The organism is Bradyrhizobium sp. 153 (assembly GCF_023073835.1).
Classification (GTDB): Bacteria; Pseudomonadota; Alphaproteobacteria; order Rhizobiales; family Xanthobacteraceae; genus Bradyrhizobium.
Genome location: NZ_JADPKH010000074.1, coordinates 370,023 through 396,537, shown reverse-complemented (window position 1 = coordinate 396,537; position 26,515 = coordinate 370,023). Strand labels below are relative to the sequence as shown.

At 65.2% G+C, this 26,515-nt stretch carries 26 protein-coding genes; 15 read left to right on the top strand and 11 right to left on the bottom strand.

Annotated elements, in window-relative coordinates; translation table 11 throughout:
* Position 1: 1 nt before the first annotated feature.
* From IVA91_RS18490 to uxuA, 3 genes are read left to right on the top strand one after another with little or no spacing between them, the layout of a single operon-like run.
* The gene (locus tag IVA91_RS18490; RefSeq protein ID WP_247278305.1) at positions 2-1,408 is read left to right on the top strand and encodes a TRAP transporter large permease; all 1,407 of its coding nucleotides are present in this window, start codon (positions 2-4) and stop codon (positions 1,406-1,408) included.
* Positions 1,405-2,454: an L-idonate 5-dehydrogenase gene (locus tag IVA91_RS18485; protein ID WP_247278306.1), complete on the top strand. Its 1,050-nt coding sequence runs from the start codon at positions 1,405-1,407 to the stop codon at positions 2,452-2,454. The genes IVA91_RS18490 and IVA91_RS18485 overlap by 4 nt, the downstream gene beginning before the upstream one ends.
* 13 nt (positions 2,455-2,467) lie before the next feature.
* The gene (gene uxuA, locus IVA91_RS18480; protein ID WP_247278307.1) at positions 2,468-3,658 is read left to right on the top strand and encodes a mannonate dehydratase; all 1,191 of its coding nucleotides are present in this window, start codon (positions 2,468-2,470) and stop codon (positions 3,656-3,658) included.
* 167 nt (positions 3,659-3,825) lie between these two features.
* Here uxuA and IVA91_RS18475 read toward each other — a convergent pair whose 3' ends face one another.
* Positions 3,826-4,515, bottom strand: coding sequence for an aspartate/glutamate racemase family protein (locus IVA91_RS18475; protein ID WP_247278308.1), 690 nt, complete (start codon positions 4,513-4,515; stop codon positions 3,826-3,828).
* 259 nt (positions 4,516-4,774) lie between these two features.
* Here IVA91_RS18475 and IVA91_RS18470 point away from each other — a divergent pair, with 259 nt between their 5' ends.
* Genes IVA91_RS18470 through IVA91_RS18455 form a run of 4 tightly spaced genes read left to right on the top strand, consistent with a single transcriptional unit; the run spans position 4,775 to position 9,277 of the window.
* A complete protein-coding gene (locus IVA91_RS18470) occupies positions 4,775-6,436 on the top strand; it encodes a thiamine pyrophosphate-binding protein (protein WP_247278309.1) in 1,662 nt (553 codons plus the stop codon).
* Between the two features lie 3 nt (positions 6,437-6,439).
* A complete protein-coding gene (locus IVA91_RS18465) occupies positions 6,440-7,705 on the top strand; it encodes an FAD-dependent oxidoreductase (RefSeq protein WP_247278310.1) in 1,266 nt (421 codons plus the stop codon).
* A 9-nt stretch (positions 7,706-7,714) separates the two neighbouring features.
* A complete protein-coding gene (locus IVA91_RS18460) occupies positions 7,715-8,458 on the top strand; it encodes an aspartate/glutamate racemase family protein (RefSeq protein ID WP_247278311.1) in 744 nt (247 codons plus the stop codon).
* Positions 8,459-8,497: 39 nt separating this feature from the next.
* The gene (locus IVA91_RS18455) at positions 8,498-9,277 is read left to right on the top strand and encodes an SDR family oxidoreductase (protein ID WP_247278312.1); all 780 of its coding nucleotides are present in this window, start codon (positions 8,498-8,500) and stop codon (positions 9,275-9,277) included.
* Between the two features lie 222 nt (positions 9,278-9,499).
* On the opposite strand, the gene IVA91_RS18450 is transcribed toward IVA91_RS18455, so the two are convergent.
* From IVA91_RS18450 to IVA91_RS18435, 4 genes are all read right to left on the bottom strand, one after another.
* Positions 9,500-10,294 (bottom strand): IclR family transcriptional regulator, encoded by a 795-nt coding sequence (locus tag IVA91_RS18450; RefSeq protein ID WP_247278313.1) that lies wholly within the window; start codon positions 10,292-10,294, stop codon positions 9,500-9,502.
* 22 nt (positions 10,295-10,316) lie between these two features.
* On the bottom strand, positions 10,317-12,050 hold the full coding sequence (locus IVA91_RS18445) for an FAD-dependent oxidoreductase (protein ID WP_247278314.1): 1,734 nt from the start codon (positions 12,048-12,050) through the stop codon (positions 10,317-10,319).
* 7 nt (positions 12,051-12,057) lie between these two features.
* Entirely contained in the window at positions 12,058-13,257 is a 1,200-nt protein-coding gene (locus tag IVA91_RS18440; RefSeq protein ID WP_247278315.1) for an ABC transporter substrate-binding protein, read from the bottom strand.
* Between the two features lie 347 nt (positions 13,258-13,604).
* Positions 13,605-15,167, bottom strand: coding sequence for a hypothetical protein (locus tag IVA91_RS18435; protein WP_247278316.1), 1,563 nt, complete (start codon positions 15,165-15,167; stop codon positions 13,605-13,607).
* A gap of 355 nt (positions 15,168-15,522) precedes the next feature.
* Here IVA91_RS18435 and IVA91_RS18430 point away from each other — a divergent pair, with 355 nt between their 5' ends.
* The 6 genes from IVA91_RS18430 to IVA91_RS18405 all read left to right on the top strand — a co-directional run bounded on the left by IVA91_RS18430 (position 15,523) and on the right by IVA91_RS18405 (position 19,678).
* Positions 15,523-15,984 carry an Hsp20 family protein gene (locus IVA91_RS18430; RefSeq protein WP_247278317.1) on the top strand — a complete coding sequence of 154 codons (462 nt, stop codon included), beginning with the start codon at positions 15,523-15,525 and terminating at the stop codon, positions 15,982-15,984.
* Between the two features lie 75 nt (positions 15,985-16,059).
* Complete coding sequence (locus IVA91_RS18425) at positions 16,060-16,551, top strand: Hsp20/alpha crystallin family protein (RefSeq protein WP_247278318.1); 492 nt, start codon at positions 16,060-16,062, stop codon at positions 16,549-16,551.
* Between the two features lie 84 nt (positions 16,552-16,635).
* Positions 16,636-16,971: a hypothetical protein gene (locus IVA91_RS18420; protein ID WP_247449799.1), complete on the top strand. Its 336-nt coding sequence runs from the start codon at positions 16,636-16,638 to the stop codon at positions 16,969-16,971.
* Between the two features lie 152 nt (positions 16,972-17,123).
* Positions 17,124-18,227: a trypsin-like peptidase domain-containing protein gene (locus IVA91_RS18415; protein ID WP_247278320.1), complete on the top strand. Its 1,104-nt coding sequence runs from the start codon at positions 17,124-17,126 to the stop codon at positions 18,225-18,227.
* A 125-nt stretch (positions 18,228-18,352) separates the two neighbouring features.
* A complete protein-coding gene (locus IVA91_RS18410; protein ID WP_247278321.1) occupies positions 18,353-19,144 on the top strand; it encodes a fumarylacetoacetate hydrolase family protein in 792 nt (263 codons plus the stop codon).
* A gap of 150 nt (positions 19,145-19,294) precedes the next feature.
* Positions 19,295-19,678 (top strand): hypothetical protein, encoded by a 384-nt coding sequence (locus tag IVA91_RS18405; RefSeq protein ID WP_247278322.1) that lies wholly within the window; start codon positions 19,295-19,297, stop codon positions 19,676-19,678.
* A gap of 72 nt (positions 19,679-19,750) precedes the next feature.
* On the opposite strand, the gene IVA91_RS18400 is transcribed toward IVA91_RS18405, so the two are convergent.
* Both IVA91_RS18400 and IVA91_RS18395 read right to left on the bottom strand, forming a co-directional pair.
* Positions 19,751-20,602 (bottom strand): CoA ester lyase, encoded by an 852-nt coding sequence (locus IVA91_RS18400; RefSeq protein ID WP_247420958.1) that lies wholly within the window; start codon positions 20,600-20,602, stop codon positions 19,751-19,753.
* Complete coding sequence (locus IVA91_RS18395) at positions 20,602-21,054, bottom strand: MaoC family dehydratase (protein ID WP_126255091.1); 453 nt, start codon at positions 21,052-21,054, stop codon at positions 20,602-20,604. The genes IVA91_RS18400 and IVA91_RS18395 overlap by 1 nt, the downstream gene beginning before the upstream one ends.
* 228 nt (positions 21,055-21,282) lie before the next feature.
* Between IVA91_RS18395 and IVA91_RS18390 the strand changes: the two genes are divergently transcribed.
* Positions 21,283-22,449, top strand: coding sequence for an acyl-CoA dehydrogenase family protein (locus IVA91_RS18390; RefSeq protein WP_247278324.1), 1,167 nt, complete (start codon positions 21,283-21,285; stop codon positions 22,447-22,449).
* Between the two features lie 33 nt (positions 22,450-22,482).
* On the opposite strand, the gene IVA91_RS18385 is transcribed toward IVA91_RS18390, so the two are convergent.
* From IVA91_RS18385 to IVA91_RS18375, 4 genes are all read right to left on the bottom strand, one after another.
* Positions 22,483-24,054: an AMP-binding protein gene (locus tag IVA91_RS18385; protein ID WP_247278325.1), complete on the bottom strand. Its 1,572-nt coding sequence runs from the start codon at positions 24,052-24,054 to the stop codon at positions 22,483-22,485.
* A gap of 32 nt (positions 24,055-24,086) precedes the next feature.
* Positions 24,087-24,722, bottom strand: a complete 636-nt coding sequence (gene upp / locus IVA91_RS18380) for a uracil phosphoribosyltransferase (protein ID WP_130216606.1) — start codon at positions 24,720-24,722, stop codon at positions 24,087-24,089.
* Between the two features lie 170 nt (positions 24,723-24,892).
* Positions 24,893-25,021, bottom strand: a complete 129-nt coding sequence (locus IVA91_RS36830) for a hypothetical protein (RefSeq protein WP_256464592.1) — start codon at positions 25,019-25,021, stop codon at positions 24,893-24,895.
* A 246-nt stretch (positions 25,022-25,267) separates the two neighbouring features.
* Positions 25,268-25,735, bottom strand: a complete 468-nt coding sequence (locus tag IVA91_RS18375; protein WP_247278326.1) for a hypothetical protein — start codon at positions 25,733-25,735, stop codon at positions 25,268-25,270.
* A gap of 592 nt (positions 25,736-26,327) precedes the next feature.
* Here IVA91_RS18375 and IVA91_RS18370 point away from each other — a divergent pair.
* Positions 26,328-26,417 carry a K(+)-transporting ATPase subunit F gene (locus IVA91_RS18370; protein ID WP_049823729.1) on the top strand — a complete coding sequence of 30 codons (90 nt, stop codon included), beginning with the start codon at positions 26,328-26,330 and terminating at the stop codon, positions 26,415-26,417.
* Positions 26,418-26,515 lie beyond the last annotated feature (98 nt).

The following is a 26,515-nucleotide window of genomic DNA, read 5'->3' as shown; positions in this document are numbered from 1 at the left end:
CATGCTGCTGTTGCTCGGAGGCTTTCTCATCCTGATGCTGCTCGGCGTTCCCGTGGCGATTGCCATGGCCGCGTCGTCGCTGCTCTACATCCTGGTCAGCGGCGTGACGCCCGACGTCACGCTGGCGCAGCGCATGATCGCCGGCGTCGAGAGCTTTCCGCTGCTCGCCGTGCCGTTCTTCATTCTGGCCGGCAACCTCATGAACATCGCCGGCGTTACGGGGCGCATCTACAAATTCGCCGTTGCGCTCGTTGGCTGGATGCGCGGCGGCCTCGGCCACGTCAACATCATCGGCTCGGTGATCTTCTCCGGGATGTCAGGCACCGCGATAGCCGATGCCGCCGGTCTCGGCACCATCGAGATCAAGGCGATGAAGGACCACGGCTACTCCACCGAGTTTTCGGTCGGCGTCACCGCGGCCTCGGCGACGCTCGGACCCATCATCCCGCCGTCGCTGCCCTTCGTGATCTACGGCATGATGGCGAACGTCTCGATCGGCGCGCTGTTCCTCGGCGGCGTCATTCCCGGCGTCGTCCTGACCCTGTTCATGATGGCCACCGTCACCTACTTCGCGCACAAGAACAAATGGGGCAGCGATACGCCGTTCTCCTGGCCGCAGCTCGGCTCGGCCGGGCTTGAGATCGTCATCGTGCTGTCGTTCCCGCTTGCGATCTGGCTGATGACGCTCGCCGGCATGTCGACCAACATGGCGGTAGTGATCGGTCTCGGCACGCTGCTGGTGATCGACTGGTATTTCGACTTCTCCGCGGTGATGGCGCTGATGGCGCCGGTGATCCTGATCGGCGGCATGACCCTCGGCTGGTTCACGCCCACGGAAGCCGCCGTCGCCGCGGTGATCTGGTCGCTGTTCCTCGGCCTCGTGCGCTATCGCACGATGACGTTCCAGACCGTCGCCAAGGCGACCTTCGACACTATCGAGACCACGGCCTCGGTGCTGTTCATCGTCACGGCAGCCTCGATCTTCGCCTGGCTGCTGACGGTGTCGCAGGCGGCGCAGATGTTGTCGGACTGGATGCTCAGCATCACCCACAACAAATGGGTGTTCCTGGCGCTCGCCAACGTCCTGATCCTGTTCGTCGGTTGCTTCATCGACACCACGGCGGCGATCACCATTTTGGTGCCGATCCTGCTGCCGATCGTGCTCAAGCTCGGCATCGATCCCATCCATTTCGGCTTGATCATGACGCTGAACCTGATGATCGGACTGCTGCACCCGCCGCTCGGCATGGTGCTGTTCGTGCTCGCCCGCGTGGCAAAACTCTCGGTCGAGCGTACGACGGTGGCGATCCTGCCGTGGCTGGTGCCGCTGATGCTCGCGCTGATCGCGATCACCTACATTCCCGAACTGACCCTCTGGCTGCCAAAATACATGGGACTTTCCAAATGACTTCCACTGCTCTTGCCGCAACCCTATTCGGGCCCGAAGACCTGCGCATGATCGAGCATCCGCTCGACAAGCTCAGCGACGGCATGGTGCGCGTCCGGTTCGGCGCCGGCGGCATCTGCGGCTCGGACATGCACTATTTCCGCCACGCACGCACCGGCGATTTCGTCGTGAAGTCGCCGCTGGTGCTCGGTCACGAGATCTCCGGCGAGGTCGTGGAGATCGCCGGCGCCGCGGCGAACCTGAAGATCGGCGACCGCATCGCCGTCAACCCGTCGCGCTGGTGCGGCCATTGCGTCGCCTGCCGCGAGGGGCGGCCGAATCTCTGCGAGAACATCTACTTCATGGGCTCGGCCTCGAAGACGCCGCACATGCAGGGCGGCTTCGCCAATTATTTCGACGCGATTCCCGCGCAGTGCGTGAAGATACCGGACCACGTCTCCTATCAGGCCGCGGCGCTGGCCGAACCGCTCGCGGTCTGCCTGCACGCGGTCGCGCGCGCTGGCAACATCGAGGGCAAGCGCGGCATCATCTTCGGCGCCGGCCCGATCGGGCTGCTGACCATGCTGGCCGCGCGTCGCGCCGGTATGACTGATGTCACGGTGGCCGACATTGCGCCGGCGCCGCTGGCCTTCGCGACCCGGCTCGGCGCCTCGCATGTCGAGAACGTTTCGGGCGGCGAAGAGGGTCTGAAGGCGCACGCCGCATCGCGTCCCTATGATGTCGCCTTCGAGGTCTCGGGCACGGCCGCCGGCCTTTCCAGCGCGATCGGCATCGTCAGGCGCGGCGGTGTCGTGGTGCAGATCGGTAATCTGCCGGGCGGGCAGATCCTGACGCCGTCGAACGCAGTGATGGCGAAGGAGATCGACCTGCGCGGCTCGTTCCGCTTTGGCTTGGAGTTCATGACGGCGGTGGAACTGATCGCGGACGGCAGCGTCGACGTGCTGTCGCTGGTCACCGCGGAGCGGCCGCTGTCGACCGCGCCCGATGCGCTCAGGCTGGCGCTCGACCGCTCGCAGAGCGTCAAGGTCGTGCTGACCGCGAATTGATCGGAGACAACGCATGATGCTGGAAGGATGGCGCTGGTACGGGCCGGACGATCCAGTCTCGCTCGACGATGTCAGGCAGGCCGGCGCGACGGACATTGTCTCGGCGCTGCATCAGGTGCCGATCGGCGAGGCCTGGACGCGCAAGGCGGTCGAGGAGCGCAAGAATTTCGTTGAGAACGGGCAGCCCGGCCGCTCGCAACTGACCTGGTCGGTGGTGGAATCAATTCCGATCCCCGACGACGTCAAGCGACTCGGGGCTAAGGCGACGAAGTCGATCGAGGCGTGGATCGCGAGTCTCGAAGCGGTGGCCGCTTCGGGCATCAAGATCATCTGCTACAATTTCATGCCTGTCGTCGACTGGTGCCGCACCGATCTGGAATGGGAGCTGCCGAACGGCGCCCGCGCCATGCGCTTCGACCAGGACCGCTTTGCCGCCTTCGAGCTGCATATCCTCAAGCGTCCTGCTGCGCTTCAGGAGTATTCGCCGGAGCAGCAGGCCCGCGCGAAACAGCTGTTGGACAAGATGAGCCAGGCCGACATCGACTATCTCGTGATGGTCATTGCCAGCGCGCTGCCGGGCTCGACCACCGAGCCGATGACCATCCCGCAATTCCGCGATCGGCTCGAGACGTATCGCGACATCACGCCGAAGATCCTGCGGCGGCATCTTGCCGAATTCCTGGGCCGTGTCGCGCCGGTCGCCGAGCAACTCGGTGTATCGCTGACGCTGCATCCGGATGATCCGCCGCGCCCGCTGTTCGGCCTGCCGCGCGTTGCCTCGACGGCCGAGGACTACCAGGCGCTGTTCGACGCCGTGCCGTCCAAGGCCAACGGCATCTGCCTGTGCACTGGATCGCTCGGCGTGCGCGCCGAGAACGATCTGCCTGCGATGGCGGAGCGCTTTGGCCCTCGCATCGCCTTTGCCCATCTGCGCGCAACAAAGCGCGAGGCTGATGGTCTCTCCTTCTACGAATCCGATCACCTCGACGGCGACGTCGACATGATCGCAGTGCTCAAGGCGCTGCTCAAGGAGAATGCGCGGCGCTCGCCGGACAAGAGGATTGTTTTCCGTCCCGACCATGGCCACCGCATGCTCGACGATCTCGCCGCCACCAAGCGCACCAATCCCGGCTACACCGCCATCGGCCGCCTGCGCGGCCTCGCCGAGCTCCGGGGCGCGATCAGGGCGATCCAGCATCGGTAGAGGCTCGCTTCTCATCCGTTAGCGAGGCGTTTATCCACACCGTCATTGCGAGCCAACGGGTCCGCGCGAAGCGCGGCCCGATGGCTCGCAATGACGTGGAGAGAGGGGCTTCACCCCAGCACCGCCTGCCTGGTGGCGTGCTGCCGTCGCCGGGACTTGATACAGATTCACCCGATCGCGAAGTCGGCGGCCGTCTCGGCGTGAATGGCGGTCGTGTCGAACGTCTCGACCGAGGTATCGTCAGGGCCGACCAGCATCGTGATCTCGGTGCAGCCGAGGATGATGCACTCCGCGCCGCGCTCGACGAGCGCCGCCATTGCCCCTTGATAGCAACGGCGCGAGGGTGCAGCGACAGTCCCGAGGCACAGCTCGTCGTAGATGATGCGGTTCACCTCGGCGCGCTCGTCCGCGGGAGGAATCATGGCATCGAGATCGTGCGCGCGCAATCGGTCGATGTAGAAGTCTTCCTCCATCGTGAACCTGGTGCCGAGCAGTCCGACCCGCCGGTATCCCTTCGCCCGGATCCGCTCCGCCGTCGCATCGCCGATGTGAATGAACGGCACGGTGACGCTCGCCATGATCTCGGGCGCCAGTTTGTGCATCGTGTTCGTGCACAGCACGATCGCCCGGGCGCCGGCGCTTTCGAGGCGCCGCGCGATCTCGGACAGGCTCGTCGCCGCCTCCCGCCAGCGGCCGGCATACTGCATCTCCTTGATCTCCTGAAAATCGTAGGAATACAGCAGCAGCGGCGCCGAATGCAGCTTGCCCACGCGGTCGCGGACCCGCTCGTTGATGAGCCTGTAATAGAACGCAGTGCTCTCCCAGCTCATGCCCCCGATCAGGCCGATGGTTTGCATTCCGGTGCTCCAGGCGAGTCAATTTGACCGGATCGTAGTGGAAGACCTCTAAGCTCGCCATCACGACGATCGCGAAGCCCTTGATCATCTGCGGGTCCACTCCAGGGGTGGCCGTCGCACGGGGCTGAAGTGCAAACGGCAGGGACCGGCATGACGGCTGCGCAGGCGGCGAGAAGCCTTTCGATCTTGCGCGCTTTCGCGGCCTGTCCTACCCCAGTTCCCGAATAGAGTGCATCGCCGAAGCCTTGAGGGAGCCGTCATGACCATTCGCAACACCCGCACCGGGGGCCAGATCCTGATCGATCAGCTCGTCGCCCAGGGCGTCGAGCGCGTCACCTGCGTGCCGGGTGAGAGCTATCTGGCGGCCCTCGATGCGCTGCACGACAGCCCGATCGATGTCGTGATCTGCCGCGCCGAAGGCGGCGCTGCGATGATGGCGGAGGCCTACGGTAAGCTCACCGGCCGCCCCGGAATCTGCTTCGTCACGCGCGGGCCCGGCGCGACCAATGCCAGCCACGGCGTCCACATCGCGATGCAGGATTCGACGCCGATGATCCTGTTCGTCGGCCAGGTCGATACCGGCATGCGCGAGCGCGAGGCGTTCCAGGAGCTGGACTACAAGGCCGTGTTCGGCACCATAGCGAAATGGGCCGTCGAGATCGATCGCCCCGACCGCATTCCGGAGCTGGTCGCGCGCGCCTTCCGTGTCGCCATGCAGGGCCGCCCTGGTCCCGTCGTGATCGCGCTCCCGGAGAACATGCTGACCGAGACCGCGGCGGTTGCCGACGCCATGCGCATCGAGCCGGCGGTGAGCTGGCCGGCCCCTGCCGATATCGAGAAGCTCGGCGACATGCTCGCCGGCGCCAAGGCGCCGATGGTCATTCTCGGCGGCTCGCGCTGGACGGATGAGGCGACCAAGAGCGTCGCCCGCTTTGCCGAGCGCTTCGACCTGCCGGTGGCGACCTCGTTCCGCCGGGCTTCGCTGATCGATGCCGACCATTCGCATTACGCCGGCGATCTCGGCATCGGGCCGAGCCCGGGCCTGAAGGCGCGCATCGAGGGCGCCGACGTCATTCTGCTCATCGGCGGCCGCATGTCGGAGATGCCGTCCTCGTCCTACACGCTGCTCGGCATTCCGACCCCGCAGCAGAAGCTGATCCACGTGCATCCGGGCTCCGAAGAGCTCGGCCGCGTCTATCAGCCGGCGCTGGCGATCCAGGCGACACCCGCTGCGTTCGCGGCGGCCGTCGAGACGCTGAAGCCCGCCGGGACGTTGGCCTGGAAGGGCGAAGCGGCGAAGGCGCATGCCGATTATCTCGCCTGGACCGAGGAGGCGCGCGAGCTGCCGGGCACGTTCCAGTACGGCCAGATCATGACCTGGCTGCGCGACCGCCTGCCCAAGGACGCGATCATCTGCAACGGCGCCGGCAATTATGCCGGCTGGATTCATCGCCATCACCGCTTCCACAGCTTTGCCGCGCAGCTCGCGCCGACCTCGGGCTCGATGGGCTATGGTGTGCCGGCGGGCGTGCTGGCAAAACGGCAATATCCCGACCGCGTCGTCGTCGCCTTTGCCGGCGACGGCTGCTTCCTGATGAACGGCCAGGAGTTCGCCACCGCCGTGCAGTATGACGCACCGCTGATCGTCATCATCGTCGACAATTCGCAATACGGCACCATCCGCATGCACCAGGAGCGGGATTATCCCGGCCGCGTCGTCGGCACCCAGCTCAAGAACCCTGATTTCGCGATGTACGCGAAAGCGTTCGGCGGCCATGGCGAGCGCGTCGAGCGCACGGAGCAGTTCGCACCGGCGTTCGAGCGCGCGCTCGCCTCGGGCAAGCCGTCGATCCTCCACTGCATCATCGATCCGCGCGCGATCTCGGTCGGCAAGGACTTTGTGCCGGCGGCGAAGGCTTAGGCGATGGCGACCGGCCGCCACGTCGCCATCATCGGTGCCGGCGCGATCGGCGTGATCAGCGCCATCGAGGCGCTGCGCGAGGGCCATCGCGTCACGCTGATCGATCCGGGCCAGCCCGGTGGCGAGCAGGCGGCAAGCTATGGCAATGCCGGCTGGCTGTCCTCGCATTCGGTGATCCCGCCGGCCGAGCCGGGCGTCTGGAAGAAGGTACCGGGTTATCTGATGGATCCGCTCGGCCCGCTCGCGATCCGCTGGTCTTATCTGCCGAAAGCGCTGCCCTGGCTGATCAAGTATCTGCTCTCGGGCTGGACCGAGACGCGGGTCGAGAAGACCGCCTTTGCGCTGCGCGACCTGCTGAAGGACGCACCGCTGCTGCACAAAAAGCTCGCGGAGGAGGCGGGCGTGCCTGAACTGATCGAGCGCAACGGCGTGATGCACGTGTTCCCGTCGCGCGGCAACTTCGATAGCGATCTCGGCTGGCGCCTGCGCAAGCGCGTCGGTGTCGAATGGCTCGAGCTTAACGCGGACGAGATGCGCCAGCGCGAGCCGGACCTGCATCCGCGCTATACCTTTGGCGTGGTGGTGGAGGAGGCCGGCCGCTGCCGCAATCCCGGCGCCTATGTCGCAGCGCTCGCCAATCACGCGCTCGCCAGCGGTGCGAAGCACGTGCGCGCCAAGGCGACAGGGCTAAAACTCTCCGGCGACAAGCTCGTCGCCGTCGTCACCGAGACCGGCGAGATCGCGTGCGATGCCGCAGTGGTGGCGGCGGGCGCCCGCTCGAAGCAACTTACTGCGTCCCTCGGCGATCCGCTGCCGCTCGAGACCGAACGCGGCTATCACGTCATGATCGAGAACCCGGAATCGGGGCCGCGCAGCTCGATGATGGCGTCCGATGCCAAGATGGTGGTGAACTGGACCGACAGGGGCCTGCGCGCTGCCGGCACGGTCGAGATCGCCGGCCTCGAAGCCGCGCCAAACTGGAAGCGAGCCGAAATCCTGCGCAACCACCTCATCAGCATGTTCCCCAAGCTGCCGAAGGACATGCCAGCCTCGCGCATCAAGACCTGGCTCGGTCATCGTCCGAGCATGCCGGATGGACGGCCCTGCATCGGCCATGCGCGGGCCTCACGCGATATCGTCTATGCCTTCGGCCATGGCCACATCGGCCTGGTCGGCTCGGCGCGTACCGGCCGTCTGGTCGCGCAGCTCCTCAGCGGCAAGCAGCCTGAGATTCCGCTGGCGCCGTTCGCACCCGATCGTTTCCTCTGAGATCGCACCATGACTCCTCCAGCCAATTCGTCCTCCCGCATTGCCCGTGGCGGCAAGGCCATCTATGGCGCGCCGCTCGGTATTTTGATGCTGGAAGCGCGCTTTCCGCGCATCCCCGGCGACATGGGCAACGGCACGACCTGGCCGTTCCCCGTGCTTTATCGCGTGGTGAGTGGCGCTTCGCCGGAGAAGGTGGTGCTGAAGGGCGCAGCCGGCCTGCTGCCCGATTTCATCGATGCCGCGAAAGACCTGGTGCGGCTCGGGGCCGAAGCCATCACCACCAATTGCGGCTTCCTCTCGTTGTTCCAGAAGGAAATCGCGGCCGCCGTCGGCGTGCCGGTTGCGACCTCGTCGCTGATGCAGGTGCCGTGGGTGCAGGCGACCTTGCCGCCCGGCAAGCGCGTCGGCCTCGTCACGGTGTCGGGCTCGACGCTCTCGCCCGCCCATCTCGAAGGTGCCGGCGTGCCGCTCGATACGCCGCTGGTCGGCACCGAAAACGGCAAGGAGTTTTTTCGCGTCCTGATCAAGGCCGAGAAGGACGACATGGACGTGGCGCAAGCCGAGCGCGACGTGGTCGAAGCTGGCAAGCAGCTCATCGCGGAGAATCCGGACGTCGGCGCCATCGTGCTCGAATGCACCAACATGCCGCCTTACGCCGCAGCGCTCCAGGCCGAGGTCGGGTTGCCGGTCTATGACATCTATTCCATGATCACCTGGTTTCATGCCGGACTGCGCCCGCGCATCTTTGCGTGAACGCGTCCGTGAGATCGTCACAAGTCCTGGAGTGAACCCATGAAGCTATCCGGCAAGGTCGCCGCCATCACCGGCGCGGCGCGCGGCATCGGCAAGGCTTGCGCGAAGAGATTCCTGGACGACGGCGTCAAGGTCGTCATCTCGGATGTCGATGCCGAGGCCTTGGCCGCCACGGCGGCCGAGCTCGGACGGCCGGATGCCTTGCGCACCGTGGCCGCCAATGTCGCCGCGCGCGCGGACGTGAATCATCTTGTCGCAATTGCTGCCAAGGAATTCGGCCGGCTCGACATCATGGTCAACAATGCCGGCGTGGCCCGCAATCAGGACATTCTCGATATCTCCGAGCAGGATTTCGACGACGTCATCGCCATCAATCTGAAAGGCGCGTTCTTCGGCGTGCAGGCGGCGGCGAAGCAGATGATCGCGCAGGGCGGCGGCGGGGTCATCATCAACATGTCCTCGGTGAACGCGCTGCTGGCGATTCCGACGCTCGCGACCTACGCCATCTCCAAGGGCGGCATGAAGCAGCTGACCTCGGTCGCCGCCGTCGCGCTCGCCCCGCACAACATCCGCGTCGTCGCGGTCGGGCCCGGCACGATCCTGACCGACATGGTGGCTTCGGCGATTTATACGTCCGAGGATGCGCGCAAGACCGTGCTATCGCGCACGCCGGCCGGGCGCGGCGGCGAGCCGAGCGAGGTCGCCTCGGTCGTGGCGTTCCTGGCCAGTGACGATGCCTCCTACATCACCGGGCAGACGATCTATCCGGATGGCGGCCGGCTGATCCTGAATTACACGGTGCCGGTGAAGGAGAAGTAGGGCTGGAAAGGTCGTCCCACACGCGCTGTATCGCTGGGCTTGCCGTCTTCGCTGACGCTTCGCCGGCCCAATACTGAGGTGCCCGGCGAAGCCCTTGGCGGAGACGGGGCCGGGCGATCCAGTACTCCGTGACTCCTGCGATTGAACCGAGAGGCCGCAGCGTACTGGATGCCTCTTCGGTTCGCGGGGCATGACAGCAGTTGTCAGGCGGCGGTTTGCCTCTTACTCCGCCGCAACCGTCATCCCGTAACCCAGCCGCTTCGAGATGGCGCCGGCGCAGTCGCGCAGCGCATGCGCGATCGGGCTGTCCCAGCGCGCGTCGAACGTGCCTTCCGGGCCCATCGCGGTGATGACGAGCGCGACATGGCCGGAATGATCGAAGACCGGTGCTGCGAACGCATTGACGCCGGGCAGAGGATCGCCGAGCGCGCGGGCGAGGCCATGCTTGCGGACCTCCGTGAGCATCTCGGCGATCTTCGCGCCTTTCACCGCGCGCTTGGGATTGTAGCCGACGCCGTGGCGATCGAGGCCGCTCTCCAGCGCGGCACTGATCGTCTTCTCCGGCAGGAATGCCGCGAAGGCCCGGCCGGTCGCGGTCTCCAGCAACGCCATCACCGAGCCGGCCCGCATCACGATGTGGACGGGCTGGGCCGGCTCTTCCAGTTGCACCACGGTGGGACCGTGCGTGCCCCAGACCGCGAGCGAGACCGCGTGGCCGATCTGGCTTGCGAGGCTAGCGATCCTGGGACGTGCGATGCGCACACCGGAGAGGCGGCGCAGGCTGATCAGGCCGAGCTCCAGCGCCAGCGCGCCGATCTCGTAGCGGCCGGTGGTCTCGTCCTGCTCGATCAATCCGATGCGTGAGAAGCTGGCGAGATAGGGATGCGCCTTGGCCGGCGTCATGCCGGCTTCGCGGGCGAGATCGCGCAGCATCATCGGCTCGCCGCTCCTTGCGAGCGCGCGGAGCAGTTCTCCGCCGACCTCGATCGACTGGATGCCGCGGCTTGCTCTCTTCATGCGCCTCCTGACGTGCGTCCGCTTACGCCGCCTCGCACTTGGCGGCGCTGTCGGCAAGGTGTCGTCCGGCAATGTAGCCGAAGGTCAGCGCCGGCCCAAGCGTGATGCCGGCGCCGGGATAGTTGCCGCCCATGATGCTCGCCATGTCGTTGCCGGCGGCATAGAGCCCCGGAATCACCCGGCCTTCGGCGTCGAGCGCGCGCGCGTTCTCGTCGGTGACGACGCCGGCATAAGTGCCGAGATCGCCGATCACCATCTTGATGGCGTAAAACGGGCCGTTCTCGATCGGCGCGACGCAGGGATTCGGGCCGTGCAGCGCATCGCCCTGGTAGCGATTATAGGCCTTCGAGCCCTTGCCGAAGGCGGCATCCTGGCCCTGTGGTGCGGTCGCATTGAATTGCTTGACGGTCTCGGTGAACGCCTTGGCATCGATCCCGGCCTTCGCCGCGAGCGCTTCCAGCGTGTCGCCACGCATGAGGTAGCCGGTCTTGAGGTGATGCCCGAGCGGCATCGGGAAGGGCGGCACGCAGCCGAGACCGTATTTGCGCAGCGTCTTGTGATCGCAGACCAGAAACGCCGCGATCTCTTCTCCGGGCTTGGCCGCCTTCACCATGGCCTGGACGAAGTCGTGATAGGAATTGCCCTCATTGGTAAAGCGCTTGCCGTCGCGCATCACCGCGATCACGCCGGGCTTGGCGCGGTCGATGAAATGCGGCATCACGCCCTTCGAGCCGTCCTTGCGCGTGGTCAGCGACACCGGCACCCAGGCGGCAGCGTTCGGCAGGCGATCCTCGACATGGCCGCCGGCACTTTCCGCAAGGCGCAGGCCGTCACCAATGTTGCCGGTCGGGCCCGGCGAATAGTGCTCCTTGCCCGTCGGCGCATGTGGAAACATCTTTCTGCGCCGCTCGACATCGTGCGGAAAGCCACCGCAGGCAAGCACGACGCCCTGGCGCGCGCGGACGCGCACATCGCGTCCCTCGCGCGCAACGATTGCGCCGGTCACGGTACCGTTCTCGACCGAGAGCTCGCGCACCGGCGAGGACAGCCACATCGGAATCTTCAGGTCGAGCGCGGATTTCGCCAGCCGTCCTGCGAGCGCATTGCCGTTGGTGAGCGTCATGCCGCGGCCGTAGCGCAGCACGTCCATGAGATGACGTGACAGGCGCTTGGCGACATAGGCCGCGGAGGTCAGCGACTTCGTCACGCGCATGAAGTGGATGATCTCTTTGCCGGAGCCGAGCATCATCCCGAACACGGTCAGTTCGGGCAGGGGCATGCCGAGGGTCTTGATGAGGTCGCCGAGCTCGCGGCCGTCGAATGGGCGCGTGACCATGGAGCGGCCGCCCTGCACACCGCCGGGCGCCTCGGCATGGTAGTCGGGAAACACTAGCGGCATGTCGAAGCGCAGCGCGGTCTTGGTAGTGAAGAAATCGACCGCTTCGGGGCCGGCGCTGAGGAATGCATCGACCCGCGCGGCGTCGTAATTGTTGCCGGCTTCGTGGCGGAGATAGGTGCGGGCCTGCTCCGGCGTCTCCTCGATGCCGTAAGCCCTGGCAAGCGAGGTGCCGGGAATCCAGAGCCAGCCGCCGGAGCGGGCGGTGGTGCCGCCGAAGCGCGGCTCCTTCTCGACAATGAGTACGTCGAGGCCGCGATAACGCGCGGTGATTGCCGCCGACATGCCGGAGGCGCCCGATCCGGCCACGAGCACATCGCACTCGTAAGTCTCAATTGTGCTTTGGTCGCTGCCGGTCATCTGGATCTCACTTCTTCAAGAGCGGACATTTGGACTCGGAGACCGGGCGGAAGGCGTCCTCGCCCTTCACGGTCTTGACGATGTCCAGATAGTCCCACGGCTCCTTGGACTGCTCGGGCGACTTCACCTTGGCGAGATACATGTCGCGGATGACGCGACCGTCCTCGCGCAAGCGTCCGCCATGGACGAATGTATCCTCGACCGGCAGCTCGCGCATCTTGGCCATGACCTTGGCCGAATCGTCGGTTCCGGCGGCCTTGATGGCCTTGAGATAATGCAGCACCGAGCCGTAGACGCCGGTCTGGATCATGGTCGGCATCACCTTGGTGCGCTCGTAGAACTTCTTCGACCAGGCCCGGGTCGCCTCGTCCATGGCCCAGTATGAGGCCGTGGTCATATAGGTGCCCTGCGCGGCCTTGAGGCCGATCGCGTGCACGTCGGTGTCGAACATCAACAGGCCGACCAGCTTCTGGCCGCCCTGCACCAGGCCGAATTCGCCCGACTGCTTGATGGCGTTATCGGTGTCCTGGCCGGCATTGGCGAACGCGACCACGTCGGACTTCGAGCTCTGCGCCTGGAGCGCGAAGGAGGAGAAATCGGCGGTATTGGTCGGGTGCTTGACGCCGCCGAGCACCTTGCCGCCCATCTCGTTGATGAAGCGGGTTGCGTCCTTCTCGAGCTGCTGGCCGAAGGCGTAGTCGGCGGTGATGAAATACCAGGACTTGCCGCCTTCCTTGATCACGGCGGAGGCCGTCACCTTCGACAGCGCGTAGGTGTCGTAGGTGAAATGCACGGTGTTGGGGCTGCACAGCTCGTCGGTCAGCGAGCTCGCGCCGGGGCCGGAGAGCAGAGCGATCTTGTTGCGTTCGCGCACCATGTTGTGAACGGCGATGGCGATGCCGGAATTGGGGATGTCGACGACAGCGTCGACCTTGCCGTTGTCGAACCAGCCGCGCACGATCTGCACGCCGACGTCGGTCTTCATCTGGTGGTCGGCGCTGATGATCTCGATCGGCTTGCCGAGCACGGTCGGCCCGAATTCCTCCACCGCCATCTTGGCGGCTTCGACCGAGCCAGGCCCGCTGTTGTCGCGGCCCCAGCTCGACAGGTCCGTCAGCACGCCGATCCGGACCGCGTCGTCCGAGACTTGTGCAGTAGCAGCAGACGTCATGGCCGCGAGCATGGCGCAGGCCAAAAGCCCTCTCATCGTCGTTCCCTCGCTTATTGGCCGCTTGGCACGGCTGGTCGTTGTGGCTGCAGGTTAGATAATAGCAAATGAGTTTGTCAATGGCGAATGAGAGGTCGGATTCGGCAGTCAGGGTCCGTGCAGGACATGAGTTTGGAGCATCGGTGCTCATTCCAGCGCGATTTGGCCATGATGCGCACCGGAATCGACGGCAGGGCACGGCAGCGACAGGGTCTCTGCGCCAGCGGAGAACTCGACGACCGCGCATGTTGGCACGCTCGCGGCGTTCTCGAGCTATGCGGTCGGCTTCACGGCGCGGCTGATCGGCGGCGCGATCATCGGGCACTATGGCGGCCGGCTCGGCCGCCTCATCGTCGCGGCAAGCAGGCGGGATTTGCCGCGTTCGGAAACACCAGGAAGGTGATGGTCGCGGGCGCGAGCCGGATTGCTCCTGCCGGTGCTGCGTGCGCGTCAAGCCGGGGCAATCTGCCATCGGCAGTCAGCGCGAGCGTCTTGTCGTTCAGCTGCACAACCGTGCCTTGCAAACGCGCCGCATGCAGTGCGTACCGCTCGGCTGAGTCCGAGAGCGTCAGCGGGCGCGAGGCGCGGCGCGACGTGTTGATCGCGAGCAGCGACACCGCACCTGCCATGGTCGGATGGCAATGGGCGTAGAGATGAAGATCTGGCGAAGCGGCCCTGTCTGCATCGAGCACGGTCGGTCCCATCAGCCTCCGCCAGAGCAGCGCAGCCCAGTAACTCGGCCGCGGCCGGAACGTGGCTTCGTCGAGCAGACCGTAGTCGCTGGCAGCGAGGGTGTTGTGCATCACTACCTGGACGCCGGCCTTCGCCAGGCGTCCGAGCTGGTCGAGATAGCGGAACGTGTCGAGAAACGTCCCGTCCCATCGGTTGCCGCCGCAGGCCGCATCAGCCGTCTCAGTCAGCCAGATCGGCTTACCCGGCTCGAATGTGTCGCGCAGCGCCTGGTAGGTCGCGCGTGTCGCATCCGTGCGTGCCAGCCATCCTTCCGAGAGCGCCTGCGCCGGATCATCGTGCCCGCCGCAGCGCGGCGAGATCGTGTTGTAGTGGTGATAGGAGAAGCGGTCGACCCCCGAACCGGATGCAGCGAGCAGATCGCGCGTGGTGATGCCCGCCCCGGATGGCGATGGCGCGTCGCCAACGGAGCCTGGACCGAGGATCAAGGTCTCAGGCGCCTCGCGCCGCACCCAGTCGCGGAAGATCTTGAAGTCGCGGCCATAGGCGGTCGCGTCATAGCCGGCGGGTGCGCCGTTGGTCGCTGCGAGCGTCGGCTCGTTCATGAATTCGGCGGCGGCGATGCGGCCGCCCAGCGCGCGCGTGGTGTCGATGAGCTGCTGCGCCTGATCCGGTTTCCACACGCCATCGGCATCGCGGCTGCCAGGACTGATCGCAAACGAGGTGACGATCTCGGCATCGACCGCGCGCGCGAACTCGACGACGCCGCGCCACTGGTCGTGGCTGAGGACGGAGTTGAACCCCGGCGGCGGCTTTCCCGGCGGGTCGGCCAAGAACGTCGCATTGGCCCAGGTGCCGCTCACGCGCAGATAGGCCGGCGACAAGGCGGCGGCGAGCAGGCGCAGGCGTGCATTGGTCAGATCGATCGGCGGTCTTGCGCTGTAACGATCCCGCTGGTCGAAGGTCCGTGCCGTTCGCGGATAGGGCTTCCAGAACCGTCCGCCGGTCACCTCCACCATTTCGATGTTGTAGGACTGAAAGCGCGTATCGACCGTTCCGATCGCCTTCAATTCCGCCGCCACGACGGGCCCGTCGCCGGCGCGCGCCGCGCACATCGTTGCGGCTGCGAGCAGCGCAATCGTCAGCGCGCATGCCGCTGCGCGACCGGTTGGGTGCGTTCCGTATCCCCCGCTGTCGTATGCGGCCCGGTGCTTCGTCATGCGTTGCCGGTCCGGATGCATAAGAGGCAACCCTGGTCTTTGCCAAGCTCGCCAATTTATCTCTATTTTACCCCGCGATCGATCCCGGGGGCTTCCGGGCCACCCGCCGCCGGTGGTCGCGGGCAGGGAGGGGGCGGGCCGTCAGCCGAGCATCAACCAGGGTGGGGCACAAAAAATTTGTGGCAGCCCCCTTGAAACTGATATCGCTTTTTCTAAGTCGTTTTTCGCCGCGAGAGCGGTGTGCCGGATGCCAGAATCGGGTCCGGCACGGGCGCCGGGCTGGTCTTTTCGGACCCGTCTGAAATCCCCGCCTTGCGCTCCTTCGTATCCATCTTGCTCTTTGGAGGACTTGGTTATGAGGACCAGTTTCGACTTCGCGCCCCTGTGGCGCTCCACCATCGGCTTCGACCACCTGGCCGACCTCGTCGACAGCACGCTGCGCCAGGCGACCGAGGACAATTATCCCCCCTACAACATCGAGCGTTCCGGCGAAGATCATTACCGGATCAGCCTTGCCGTGGCGGGCTTCGGCGCCAACGACATCACGGTGACGGCCGAACAGAACGCGCTCACGATCGAAGGCAGAAAGCCCGAGGGCGCCCCGCGCGAGTACCTCTATCAGGGCATCGCCGCGCGTCCTTTCCGGCGCGTGTTCAACCTCGCCGATTATGTCCAGGTGAAGCAGGCCTCCTTCCAGGACGGGCTCCTGATCATCGACCTCGTCCGCGAGGTTCCGGAAGCCATGAAGCCGCGCCGGATCGCGATCAACGGCGGCACACCTGCGGCATCGCAGATCGAGCAGAAGAAAGCAGCCTAAGCATTCGATCGGGCGAACGGCGGAACGCGGCGCTAGGATGCGCGCCGCGTTCCCCGATGCATGGAGGAGAGAACCATGGCTTTTCGTGATCTCATTCCCTGGTCGAGGAACCAGGAGCTCGCGCCTGCGCGCGATAACTTCGATCCGTTCCTGACGCTTCATCGCGAGATGAACCGTCTGTTCGACGATGTCTTCCGCGGCTTCGGCGGGACCAGCCTGTCGCCGCTGATGGAGGGCCGTTTCGGCTGGCCAAAGGTCGAGCTCAGCGAGACCGACAAGACGCTGACCGTTTCGGCCGAACTTCCCGGACTGGAGGAGAAGGACGTCCAGGTCGAGATCGCCAATGGCGTCCTGACGCTCCGCGGCGAGAAAAAAGCCGAGCGCAACGGCGAAGGCAGGTACTTTACCGAGCGCTATTATGGTGCTTTCGAGCGGCAGATCCCGCTGGAGGGCGTCGAGGAGGACAAGGCCGAGGCGTCGTTCAAGAATGGCGTCCTGACCGTGTCGCTGCCGAAGTCGGAAAAAGCACGCGAAGGCGTCAAGCGCATCGCGATCAACACTCATTAGCATCAATCGCGGACGGCGGCGGTCGGCGCCGCCGTCCATCGTCAACAAACCCGTCCCTTGGAAAGGAGCATGAGGGGAGGACCGATGACCAACGTGAACACCAATGCCGGCACTCTCAGCCCGCTGTTTCATCCCGCTGCCCATTACGACTCGCCTGCCGACGTCCTGAATGCAGAGGAGCTCTCCACGCCGGAGAAGCGGATCATCCTGTCATCCTGGGCCTCGGACATGTACGCGGTCGAATCCTGTCCCGCGCTGCGCGAGATACCAGGCATGAGCCACACCGTGCGGCTCGCCGATATTCTGACGGCGTTGCGCCGGCTCGACGGCGACAATGACAATGACGACCCGCCGCGCGGGGGCGGCGTCCCGATGCGGTTGCGGCGGCCCTGGGCCGCCGCCGAGAGGCGAGCCGCATGATGCTCACGCACACTGTTCTGACGCTCGTGCTGATCGGTCAGGCCTCGGCGGCCTTCGCCGTTCCTTATCTGGCCATGCACGGTCTCACCGCCGCGCCGCGTGACTGAGGCCACAAAGTTCTTCCATTCTGGGCTAGGCGGCAGGTGACGAAGATGAATGCTGTGCGTTTGCTTTCGCTGGCGTTGCTGTTGCTGACGCTCACGGCATCGCAGCCCGCCGCTGGCCAAATTCCGGACCTGAAGACGGGCGGCTCTGTGCCGACCCTGGCGCCGCTGGTGCGTCAGGTGACGCCGGCCGTGGTCAACATCTCCGTGCATGGCCGTGTGCGCGAGGACAATCCGCTCTATCGCGACCCGCTCTTCCGCGAGTTCTTCGACGTCCCCCGGCAGATCGAGAAGGAGGTCAACGCGACCGGCTCGGGGGTCATCGTCGATGCACAGCGCGGCTACGTACTCACCAACAATCACGTGGTCGATGGCACCTCCGCCGTTCAGATCACCACCAAGGACGGCCGGCAGTTCTCGGCGAAGGTCATCGGCCGCGATCCGCCGACGGACGTTGCGGTGCTCCAGATCCAGAGCCCGGCCGGGCTCAAGGCGCTTTCCTTCGGCGACAGCGACGCGCTCGAAGTCGGCGATTTCGTGCTTGCGATCGGCAACCCATTCGGCCTCGGCCAGACCGTGACGTCCGGCCTCGTCAGCGCGCTGGGCCGGACCGGACTCGGCAAGCAGGGTTATGAGGACTTCATCCAGACCGATGCTGCGATCAATCCCGGCAATTCCGGCGGGGCGCTGGTCAGCTTGCGCGGAGAACTGGTGGGCATCAACTCGGCCATCATCTCGCCTGCCGGCGGCAATGTCGGCATCGGATTTGCAATTCCCGTCAACATGGCGCGGAAGGTGATGGAGCAGATCGTCGCCAAGGGCCGCGTCGAGCGCGGCCGGATCGGCATTTCGCTGAAGGACTTGCATCCATCAGTCAACAAGGGATTCAACGAAGGTGCCGTCATCGCGGACATTGCGGCGGATTCGCCGGCGCAACAGGCAGGCCTGCGCAAGGGCGATATCATCATCAGGGCCGACGACCGCCCGATCCGCACCGCCGCCCAGCTCCGCAACACGATCGGCCTTGCGCGCATCGGCGAGGAAGTCAAACTCGTCCTGCTGCGCAATGGCGCCCCGCTAACGGCGGTCGTGAGAGTCGCTCCCGCGCCCGAACCAAGCAGTGCCGCCGCTGGCAACCGTTTCGTCCGTTAGCGGGTTCGCACCGCGCGGTATCCAGCAAGCCGCGCCGATCCATGTTGCTGGCACACCAAATATCGACTATCAGCCGGATCGGCGCGCATGACGCTGCCCAAGCAAAGGCAAAGGGAGCATCCGAGATGACCTCACCCACGCGACGTGATTTGCTCGCAACCGCTGCGGCGGCTACCGCCGTTTCGATGACCGGGGTCGCACCGGCCGCCGCGCAGGCCGGACCCAAGCCGATCTTTCCGGTGCCGATGGTGACGATCCCGATCGTCGGTGAGACCCAGGTGTTTCAGGTGCGCCGCATCTACTGCATCGGGCGCAATTACGCGGCGCACGCGATCGAGCGCGGCTCGGATCCGAACCGCGAGCCGCCGTTCTTCTTCCAGAAGCCGACCGACGCGATTCAGAACGTCGCGATCGGCGAGGTCGCCGATCATCCCTATCCGTCGCTGACCAAGAACTATCATCACGAGGTCGAGCTGGTTGCGGCGCTGAAATCGGGCGGCACCAACATTCCGGTCGAGAAGGCGCTCGACCATGTCTATGGCTATGCGCTCGGGCTCGACATGACCCGGCGCGATCTTCAGAACGGCATGGCCGCGGAGAAGAAGCCCTGGGAGATCGGCAAGAGCTTTGATCATGCGGCCGTGCTCGGTCCGATTCACCCGGCAAGCAAGACCGGCCATTTCGAGAAGGGTGCGATTTCGCTGGCAGTCAACGGCGCCGTCCGGCAGAACTCCGATCTCAGCAAGATGATCTGGAGCGTCGCCGAGCAGATCGCAAAGCTGTCGGAAGCGTTCGAGCTGAAGGCGGGCGACATCATCTATTCCGGCACGCCGGAGAATGTCGGCCCGGTGGTGAAGGGCGACGTGCTGTTGTGCAAGCTCGAGGGCCTGCCGGACGTGTCGATCAGGATCGTCTAGCAGTTGCTCTGAGTGGCCCGCGTGGAGCCCCGGTTGAGGGCGCAAGAGCTGCGAACGCCGAGTTCCATCGATTGCCCTTGGTTGGCCGGCAAGCGAACTTGGTACGGCCATATTTGAGCAGGAGTGATCTGCCGCGAGGGAGGCGCTCCGATGAACAAGGCTGTGATCACCGCTATTGCAATGCTGGCTTGTGTGCCGGCGAGCGCAGTTGCGCAGGAGCGCGCGGGCGATGCAGCGCTCGGCGCCTTATCCGGTGCGGTCGTACTTGGCCCGGTCGGAGCCGTCGCCGGAGCGTTGGTTGGTTACACCGCCGGACCTTCGATCGCCCGGTCCTGGGGCCTGAGTGGTTCGCAGTCGGCAAGACACCCGCAGCCGCCACGTCGCGCTGCCGCGACCCGCGTCCCACCGCGCACGCGCGAGGCGATGGCTGCCAATGGCCAGACGAGCGCTGCCGGCAACCCGACCCCGCCGGTTCAAGCCGAGCCTGCCGTGCCGGCGCAGACCTCGGCTCCGCCCGTTCAGGGGTTCGACTGACGGCGCGGCTTCAACCGACACACCTTCGGCAGGTTGAAGGTCGCCCGCGCGGTCAGCCGAAGTGACGGCGATCTAGGGTTGGCCCAGGATCTTCTTCGCGGCGCGAAGATGCGGCTTGTCGATCATCTGGCCGTCGAGCCGCAGCGTGCCGGCATTCGGATTGCTCGCGAATGCCGCGATTACCTTCTCCGCCCATGTGCGTTCGGCCTCCGTCGGCTCGAAGGCCGCGTTGACGACATCGACATGCTTGGGATGGATCAGCGCCTTGGCTGCAAAACCGTCGCGCCGTGCCGCGCGCGTCTCGGCGTCGAGGCCGGCGAGATTGTCAATGTCGGTATAGACGGTGTCGATCGGCGCAACCTCGGCCGCGGCCGCCGCCATCAGGCAGAGATCGCGCGCGAGCCGATAGGGGCTGTGGAACACGCCGCCCGAGGCTTTCTCGGTGGCGCCGAGCGAAGCCGAGAGATCTTCGGCACCCCACATCAGTCCAGCGAGGCGAGGGGAGCAGCCTTTGTAGCTGCCAAGCCCGAAGATGGAGCCGGCGGTCTCCGTCGCGACGCAGACGATGCGCGTCGCGCCGACCGCGATGCCGGCCGCCGCCTCGAACGCTTCGAGCCAGGTCGCCACCTGCCGCACATCGTCGCCGCCTTGCGATTTCGGCAGCACGATGCCGTCGGGCTTGCCCGGCATCACCGTGGCGAGATCGACAAGCGTCATGCCGGTGTCGAGCGCGTTGACACGGACATAGAGCTGGTGCGGGCCGCGAGAGCCCTTCAGCATCGCCAGCGTCAACCCGCGCGCCTGCTCCTTCTTCTCGGCGACGACGGAATCCTCGAGGTCTATGATCAGCGCGTCGGCCTTGCCTTCGCTCGCTTTCTCGAATTTGCGCGGGGAATCACCCGGCACGAACAGCATCGAACGCATCAGACCGGCCTCTTGTGCATCATCGCCATGCGCCGGCATTTGCCGACGATCTCGTCGTTCTGGTTGAGGGCGTGGTGCTCGAACTCGACGATGCCTGCCCTCGGGCGCGATTTCGATTCCCGCAACGAAAGCACCTTCGTCGTCGCCCGCAACGTGTCGCCGTGGAAGACCGGCTTTGGAAAAGTGACGTCGGTCATGCCGAGATTGGCAACAGTGGTCCCGAGGGTCGTATCATAGACCGTCATGCCGATCATGATACCGAGGGTGTAAAGACTGTTGAAAATGCGCTGGCCGAACTCGGTCTTCTCGGCGAAATGCGCATCGATGTGCAGCGGCTGCGGATTGAGCGTCAGCAGGCTGAACATGGTGTTGTCCATCTCCGTGACGGTCCGGGTCAGCGGATGCCTGAACTCCTGGCCTACGGAGAAGTCCTCGAAATAAAGTCCGGCCATCGCGGTTTCCCTCCTTGCGAAATAACGACGCGCTCGCACCGTCGCGCCGCATGACCCTATGCATGGTACACGCACTTGGCAGGCAAATTCACGTATCTGTACTGAGTTTTTCGAGCTAAAGAACGCAAGCGAGGGAAGGTCCGGCGCGGCAATCTTCCATCGCCGGTTGGGTGGGCTCAAAGATCGGGCACGTGAGTCGCCGCGGCTCCTAGCACGGAGATCAAGAACATGGATTTCGCGCTCACCGATCAGCAGGAAGCCATTCGCGACGCCATCGCCAAGATCTGCGAAGGCTTTCCCGATGCCTATTGGCTGAAGAAGGATCACGACGGCGGCTTCCCGCACGACTTTCACAAGGCGCTGGCAGATGCCGGCTGGCTCGGCATCTGCGTGCCGGAGGAGTATGGCGGCTCCGGGCTAGGCATTACCGAAGCCGCGATCATGATGCGCACCATCGCGGAATCAGGTGCCGGCATGTCCGGCGCGTCCGCGGTGCATATCAACGTGTTCGGACTCAACCCCGTCGTCGTGTTCGGCACCGAGGAGCAGCGCAAGCGCATGCTGCCGCCGATGGTCGAGGGTCGCGAGAAAGCCTGTTTCGCGGTTACCGAGCCCAACACCGGTCTCAACACCACCCAGCTCAAGACCCGCGCGGTCGCCAAGAACGATCGCTACATCGTCAACGGCCAGAAGGTGTGGATATCGACCGCGCAGGTCGCGCACAAGATCCTGCTGCTGGCGCGCACCACCCCGCTGGAACAGGTGCGCTCGCCGACCCACGGCCTCAGCCTGTTCTACACCGATTTCGACCGCAACAAGATTAAGGTCCACGAGATCGAGAAGATGGGCCGCAAGATCGTCGATTCCAACGAGCTGTTCTTCGAGGATTTTGAAATCCCGATGGAGGATCGGATCGGCGAGGAAGGCAAAGGCTTCGAGTACATCCTCGAAGGCATGAACCCGGAGCGTATCCTGATCGCGGCGGAAGCGGTCGGTCTCGGCAAGCTCGCGCTATCGCGTGCGACCGAATACGCCAAGACGCGTGTGGTGTTCAACCGGCCCATCGGCAAGAATCAGGGCATCCAGCATCCGCTGGCGGTGAACTGGGTCGAGCTCGAGGCGGCCTGGCTGATGGTGATGTCGGCGGCCTGGCAATACGACAAGCGCATGCCCTGCGGCGCCGCCGCCAATGCGGCAAAGTATCTCGCTGGCGAGGCAGGCTTCTCGGCTTGCGAGCAGGCGGTGATGACCCATGGCGGCTTCGGCTATGCCAAGGAATTCCATGTCGAGCGCTATTTGCGCGAGATCCTGATTCCGCGCATCGCGCCGGTCAGTCCGCAGCTCGCGCTCAGCTTCATCGCGGAAAAGGTGCTTGGCCTCGCCAAGTCTTACTGAGCGACCTTCGGGCGCAAGCTCAAAAGGCTGTTCCTATTCAGCGGCGATCCGGTCCATGGCCATGGCACGAAGCCGGGCGCGCTGAATCTTGACGCCATTGGCGCTGTCGGTGACGGGGAAGGCATCCACGACATAGACCCGCGCCGGCACCTTGTAGCCGGCGAGCCGCTCGCGCACATGGGCGATTAGCGCTTCCTGTCGTGGTGGCTCTCCAGCTGGAATTACGAAGGCGACGCAGCGGGCCTGTCCCTTCAGGTCGATCGCGACCACCTGGGCGTCGGCGACACCCGCGCACGATTTGAGCTCGTCTTCGATCTCGCCGGGCGCGACCAGGAAGCCGCCGAGCCGCATCGCATCGCCGGCACGGGTCTCGTAGACGAACGAACCATCCCCGCGCAGCCGGCCGATGTCGCCGGTGCGGAAGAAGCCATCGGCGGTGATCGCTTCCCGCGTCGCCTCGGGATTGTTGAAGTAGCCGAGGAAGCATGACGGCGCGCTGATCTCGATCTCGCCGGAGCCGCCCCGGGCCGCAAGCTCGCCGGTCTCGACATCGCGGATGCGGATTTTCGCGTCCGGCGACATCGGCCAGCCGCCGCCTTCGATGCGATCGGCGAAGGCATCGCTGCCGCGGCCGATCGAGAACAGCGCCTGCACCTCGCTCGAACCGTACAAGCCGAACAGCGGCATACCGCGCACTTCGGCCTCCGCGGCCAACTCGCGCCAGCCGGGCTGGAATGCGGCGAAGCCGCAGATTTCGAGATGCGGAAACGGTCGTGGTGCATCGGTGAGCGCGAGGATGCGGCGGAACATCTCGTCCGAGCCGAACGAATGCGTGATCCTGCACTCGCCGAGGATCCTCACGGCCGGCGCCGCCTCGAAAGCATCGAGTACATGGATGGTCGCGCCCGCTGCGATGAAACCGAGCATGCTTGTCATGCCAAAAGTGCCGCATAACGGCAGCATCGCCAGCAGCGAATGGCGCTGCGGATCAAGCTGCAGCGCCTTGGCGACGGACGCGGCATGCGTCGCCAGCGTCCGCTGCGAATGGGCGACGAGCTTCGGGCCCTTCGTCGTGCCCGATGTCGTGTACAGCAGGACGGGCAGATCGACGTCCTCCTGAGCCGGCGGGGCAGGCGGATAAGACCTGTCGAAGGCATCGAACCGCACACTCGGCCATTGCGCGGGGATCGCGGTCTTGCCCACCACGGCAAGCTGTTGCAGCGCGGGCACCTCGTCCTTGGCGACACCGGCGAGAATGGCGGCAAAATCGATCGAGCGGAACGCGGCCTCGACCACCATCAGCTTGGCACCGGACAGGCGGAGCAGATGCGCGACCTCCGCACTGCGATAGCGCGTATTGACGGCGGCGACGACCGCGCCCAGGCGGCCGGCGGCGAACAGCAGTGCGAGCCATTCGATCCGGTTGACCAGCCAGACGGCGACGACGTCGCCCCTCCCGATGCCCTGCGCGGCCAGCCAGGCGGCGGTCTGCTCGATCCTTCCTGAGAGCTCCGCACGCGAGATCGGCGTGCCATCGAACATGAGGACGCGACTGGCGGTCTCGGTCGGGAGCAGCGATTGCAGCGAACATCTGTCGATCAGCATGCAATCGGAGTAACCCGATCGTGCAAAGCTGTCTACTTGGTGCCGAACATCCGATCGCCGGCATCGCCCAGGCCCGGCACGATATAGCCGTGGTCGTTGAGCCGCTCGTCGATGGCGGCGGTCCAGACCGGCACGTCGGGATGCTCGCTCTGGAACTGCGCGATGCCCTCGGGCGCGGCCAAGAGGCAGACGAAGCGGATGTCGCGGGCACCGCGCGCCTTGAGCAGGGACGCGCCGGCGCAGGCCGAATTGCCGGTGGCCAGCATCGGATCCATCAGGATCACGGTGCGATCGGACAGGTCCTGCGGTGCCTTGAAGTAATATTCCACGGCTTGCAACGTCTCGGGGTCGCGGTAGAGCCCGATATGAGCGATGCGCGCCGAGGGCATCAGCGCCAGCATGCCGTCGAGGAAGCCGACGCCCGCGCGCAGGATCGGCGCCAGGGTGAGCTTCTTGCCGGCGATCTTCGGCGCCTGCATCGGGGCGATCGGCGTCTCGATGTCCACCAGCTCCAGCGGCAGGTCGCGCGTCACCTCGTAGCCGAGCAGCATCCCGATCTCGTTCAGGATCTCGCGAAAGCTCTTGGTCGAGCGGTCCTTCTCGCGCATCAAGGAGAGCTTGTGCTGGACCAGGGGGTGGGCGACCACGTTGACGCTGCTTGTGCTCATAAAACCGCTCTACACGGTTCCGTGAAATTGCGCCAGATCGGCCGAGTCTTTTCCGCGGGATATGCCGCCTCAACTGGGCATCGCGTACTGCGCTGCGTGCCCGGTTGCTCGCCTCATAGGCAGACGTGGTCTATTCGCGGTCGATCGCCATGCGCATGGCCCGTGAGCAGCTAGGCGCCGAGCCTGCGTGCCAGAAGCGTGATCACGAGCGTCAGGATCGCGCCCCAGATCAGGCTCAACGCTTTGGTCAGGACGGTCGTGGTGATCACGTGCTCCAGGTGTCCCTTGAAGGGATGCATGCTACTTGTCCGGGGCGGGCGCCGCGCCGATGCGCATGCCGAGCAGCAGTGCAGCCATCAATGCCAGGATGATGATCTTGAGTCCGATCATGCGTTATCTCGCGAGGCACAGAATTGCTGTCCTCAGCGCGATCAGCGCTGTGAGCACGCTGCCCATCGAGAGGACGGCGAGCCCATGCCGGACGATACGTTTGAGCCGGGCTCTGCGCAGCGTCGACATTTCTGGTGTCCTTCCATTAGGAGCGTCTAGCCGAAATTGTCGCACGTGATCGGCTGGTAGAGTGGCTCTCGCAGCGGACGGACAGAAGAAACGCTCGGTCGCGGTGTCTCCGCACGCTCGGTCCGGACTTCAGCGAAGGCCGACAACAGGGCAAGCGAAAGGTCGACATGGCGCGCCTCGACCGCGGTGTCGAGCCAGTCCGGCAACTCGCGTTCGCGCGACAGCGCGCAATGCCACTCGCCCTCGTCATAGGCGATACGGCGGACCTGCCACCTCGGCAGCTCGAGCTCCACCAGCGCCAGCGCCGCATCGGCCCAGGCCTCGACGTCGATCAGGCGCACGATCCGTGTGGTGCGTTCGCTTTGCCCGAGCGAGGGAACGCGCCGGCAGGCGTGCTCGATGATGTCGAGCATCAGCGCCCGTGTCATCGCCGGTGCCGCGCGAAGCCGCTCGCTCAGGGAAGGCGGGTCAAGGCGTCGGAGTGAGGCGGTCATATCAGGCCTCCTGGAATTTGCGTCGGTCAGTCGGCCGGCATTGCCAAGATGGCCGGGAGGGTATTTGAAAGCGAGATGAGGATCGGGCGAGAGATATATGGATTTCATAAGTGCATGGAGTCTTCCGGGTAGGAGCGACAGATGCGACTGTCGGCTGCGCCGCAGGTGGAGACTTATAGAAGCAGGGCTTTTTGGAAACCCCGGAGTCCGCCTGACGTAACGATCGGCAGCGCAAGCGATGATCGGATTGCATCGCCGCGTGCCTGTCCGGAACGATCGCCCGGAATGATATGTCGGTGTGGCGGCTACGGCCTTTATGAGATTCCTATAACGTCGCCATGGGCCTCATCTCGAAAACCTATGCCCGTGGTGTCACTTCAGCGCGGTCAAAAGTCCCGGCCGGAGCCCCGCGGAAATGCGCCTGCGTTTCCTTCGAGCTCGTCGGATCCCCGAGAAGCGGTTGCGCCTGACATCAGGGCGCAACGAGGAGTATCTCCATGATGGACATTGTGATGCTGGCCCTGGCCTTCGGCCTGTTCGCGCTCGCGATCGGCTACACCTATACCTGCGAACGGCTGTGACGGAGCGGATCATGATCTTCGATTATGCCCTCGCCGGTGCCGTTTCGTTCGGCCTCCTGGCCTATCTCACCTACGCGCTGCTGCGGCCCGAGCGGTTCTGAGCCGTGCTGCTGATTCTCGAATTGTTGCTGGCGGACGCCATGCTCGTCGCCGGCCTGCTGACGGTGCTTCTGCCTCTGCTACGCCGGAACCATGCCTG